The sequence below is a fragment of the Cetobacterium sp. genome (assembly GCF_048470075.1).
Classification (GTDB): Bacteria; Fusobacteriota; Fusobacteriia; order Fusobacteriales; family Fusobacteriaceae; genus Cetobacterium_A.
Genome location: NZ_DBGBQB010000058.1, coordinates 1 through 3,492 on the forward strand (window position 1 = coordinate 1; position 3,492 = coordinate 3,492).

Annotated in this window: 4 protein-coding genes; all 4 read left to right on the plus strand. The window is 31.7% G+C overall.

The window, feature by feature from the left end; genetic code table 11:
* The first annotated feature begins 33 nt into the window (after positions 1-33).
* Positions 34-1,656, plus strand: a complete 1,623-nt coding sequence (locus tag ACMOUI_RS01960) for an ABC-F family ATP-binding cassette domain-containing protein (RefSeq protein WP_418964068.1) — start codon at positions 34-36, stop codon at positions 1,654-1,656.
* 61 nt (positions 1,657-1,717) lie between these two features.
* Positions 1,718-2,248 (plus strand): chromate transporter, encoded by a 531-nt coding sequence (locus tag ACMOUI_RS01965; RefSeq protein WP_418964069.1) that lies wholly within the window; start codon positions 1,718-1,720, stop codon positions 2,246-2,248.
* Positions 2,245-2,781, plus strand: coding sequence for a chromate transporter (locus tag ACMOUI_RS01970; RefSeq protein ID WP_418964070.1), 537 nt, complete (start codon positions 2,245-2,247; stop codon positions 2,779-2,781). The genes ACMOUI_RS01965 and ACMOUI_RS01970 overlap by 4 nt, the downstream gene beginning before the upstream one ends.
* 25 nt (positions 2,782-2,806) lie before the next feature.
* Positions 2,807-3,492, plus strand: a 686-nt coding sequence (locus ACMOUI_RS01975; RefSeq protein WP_418964071.1) for a TSUP family transporter, incomplete at its 3' end; no start/stop codon positions are given.

Sequence of the window (3,492 nt, forward strand, 5' to 3'; positions counted from 1 at the left end):
TATATTATAAATATTTAGGAGGAATTTTTTAAAATGATAGCAACTAGTAATCTAAGTATGAGATTTTCTGGTAGAAAGCTTTTCGAGGATGTAAACGTTAAATTTACTCCTGGAAACTGTTATGGACTTATTGGAGCTAACGGTGCTGGAAAATCAACATTTGTAAAGATACTTTCAGGGGATTTAGATCCTACTGAGGGAGAAGTAATTTTTGATAAAAACAAAAGAATGGCTGTTCTTAAACAGGATCACTTTGCTCATGAGGATGATTCAGTTATAAACGTTGTTTTAATGGGACATACAAAACTTTGGAAAATAATCGAAGAGAGAAATGAAATCTATGCTAAAAGTGAGTTCTCTGATGAGGATGGAATGAGAGCTGCTGAATTAGAGGGTGAATTTGCTGAGTTAAATGGATGGGAAGCTGAAACTGAAGCTGAAATGCTTTTAACTGGTCTTGGAATAACTGCTGACTTACACTATAAGCTTATGAGAGAGTTAAGTGAGCCTGAAAAAGTTAAGGTTTTATTAGCTCAAGCTTTATTTGGAAATCCTGATGTTCTACTACTTGACGAGCCTACAAACGGACTTGATATTCAAGCTATTGCATGGCTTGAGGAGTTTTTAATGAACTTAGAAGATACAACTGTTATAGTTATATCTCACGATAGACACTTCTTAAATAAAGTTTGTACTCACATAGCTGATATTGACTATGGAAAGGTTAAAATGTATGTTGGAAACTATGATTTCTGGTATGAGTCTAACCAATTAATGCAAACATTAATAAATAACAAAAATAAAAAATTAGAGCAAAAAAGACAGGAACTTCAAGAGTTCATAGCTAGATTCAGTGCTAACGCATCTAAATCAAAGCAAGCTACTTCTAGAAAGAAACAACTTGAAAAACTACAACTTGAAGATATGCAAATCTCTAACAGAAAATATCCATTTGTTGAATTTAAGCCTGAAAGAGAAGCTGGAAACAATCTTCTTAAAGTTGAAAACCTTACAAAAGTTGTGGATGGAGTTAAGATTTTAGATAACGTATCATTCACTATAAATACAAATGATAAAGTTGTATTTATATCACAAAACGATATTGTTAAAACGACTCTATTCTCTATATTAGCTGGAGAGATGGAAGCTGATAGTGGAACTTATACATGGGGAGTTACTACTTCTCAAGCGTATATGCCAAAAGATAACTCATCATTCTTTGAAAACTGTGATTTAGATTTAATCGATTGGTTAAGACAATACTCTCCTGATCAACACGATGCTTTTGTTAGAGGATTCTTAGGAAGAATGCTTTTCTCTGGAGAGGAAGCTACTAAAAAGGCTAAAGTTCTTTCTGGAGGAGAGAAAGTTAGATGTATGTTATCAAGAATGATGCTTACTAATGCAAATGTTTTAATATTTGATAACCCTACTGACCACTTAGACCTTGAGTCAATTACATCTCTTAACAAAGCTTTAACTAACTTCAAAGGAACTATACTATTTGGAGCTCATGACCATGAATTTATCCAAACAGTTGCTAATAGAATTATCGAAATTACTCCAAGTGGACTTGTTGATAAGCTAATGGAATATGATGATTATATAGCTGATGAAGAGTTACAAGCTAAAATAAAAGATATGTACAATGTATAATCAATAAAAACATGAAAAGCAGAGGTTTTCCTCTGCTTTTACTTCAATTAAGGGGGCTTTTATGTTAGAACTTTTTCTTACTTTTTTTAAAATTGGAATGTTCACTTTCGGAGGTGGATACGCTATGATTCCGCTTATAGAAAGAGAGATGATCTATGGTAAAAAATGGATTGATAAAGATGAACTACTTGAAATAATATCCATTTCACAGATGACACCTGGACCTATCGCTATAAATGCTGCTACTTTCATTGGGAAAAAACGTATGGGAGTTTTAGGTTCTATTGCGGCTACTTTTGGAGTTATTGCTCCATCTCTTTTAGTCATAATTATAATCTCTGCATTCTTTGCAAAAAGTTTTTTAAATCCTACAATGCAAAAATTATTTATTGGTCTTAGAGCAGGTATTGCTGCACTTATTTTATCTTCAGTTATAAAACTCTCTAAAAATACCTTAGTTGACAAATTGAGTTACTCTATATTTCTTATCTCTCTTTTAAGTTTAATCTTATTTAATGTATCACCTATATTCTTAATCTTATTCTTTGGAATTGGTTGCATTGTAGTATTTACAATTAAGGGGGACAGATGATATACTTTATACTTTTTTATGAATTTTTTAAAATTGGATTATTCTCTTTTGGAGGAGGATTAGCTATGCTTCCTCTTATGCAAGATGTAGTTTTTAGACAGAATTGGTTAACAGAACAGCAATTTTTAGATATTATTGCCATATCTCAGGTTACTCCTGGACCTATTGCAATCAATACTGCAACCTTTGTTGGACATCAAGTTGCTGGTATCCCCGGTGCTTTTGTGGCTACTTTTAGCTCTGCTTTACCATCTTTTATAGTTATCTTAATCGTAGCTAGTCTTTTTTATAAAATAAAAGATAACCCTAAAAAAAATCTCTTCTTTAGAGGTGTAAAACCAGTTACTCTAGCCCTTATCACCTTTGCTGGAGTAATAATTGCTAAACCTACTTTCTTTGTGGATAACTACTCTCAAGGAGTTAAGGCGGCTTTTATATTTCTTATTGTTTTTTTAGGAACTAAATATATCACTAAAATTAATCCTATAATTATATTATTATTTGCATCTTTATTTGGTATTCTTATTTTTTAACAGATTATAACTAATAGGAGGTCTCATGTTTTTTATTTATTTTATGACTGCCATATGTGCAACTACGCTGGGGTCTTTGGCGGGTTTAGGTGGCGGAGTTATTATAAAACCTGTACTTGATACTTTAAATAATTACGATTTACCTACAGTTGGAGTTTTATCCTCTGTCACTGTTTTTTCTATGGCACTTGTGGCAACTACAAAACAGTTTAAAAATGGTTTTAAAATAGATTTAAACACTGTTATTTTAGCTATTGGCTCTATAGTGGGGGGTGGAATTGGACAAATATTCTTTGATGTTTTTTTAACTATTTTTAAAAATGAAAATGTGGGAAAAGCAATTCAAGCTTTTATCCTAATTTTACTTTTAGTTTTAGTTCTTTTTAAAAACCACCTTCCTAAATATAGGATTAAAAATGTTTTAATTGTTTTTTTAGTTGGTATTTTTCTTGGAGCTATTGCCTCATTCCTAGGAATTGGAGGTGGTCCAATAAATGTGGCTATTCTAATAATGCTGTTTAGTTTTCCTACTAAAAATGCCGCTACCAGTTCTGTATTTATAATACTTCTATCTCAGTTTTCAAAAATATTTTTTATCTCAATAGATGGTGGTTTCTCCAGTTACAATTTAACAATGTTACCTTTCATGGTTACAGGTGGAGTTTTAGGTGGAATTTTTGGAGCTAAACTTAATCACACTCTTTCAAATGA

Bases quoted from the DNA above. Each gene is read 5' to 3' on its own strand.
- ACMOUI_RS01965 (WP_418964069.1), top strand. From the start codon at position 1,718: ATGTTAGAACTTTTTCTTACTTTTTTTAAAATTGGAATGTTCACTTTC.
- ACMOUI_RS01960 (WP_418964068.1), top strand. From the start codon at position 34: ATGATAGCAACTAGTAATCTAAGTATGAGATTTTCTGGTAGAAAGCTT.
- ACMOUI_RS01970 (WP_418964070.1), top strand. From the start codon at position 2,245: ATGATATACTTTATACTTTTTTATGAATTTTTTAAAATTGGATTATTC.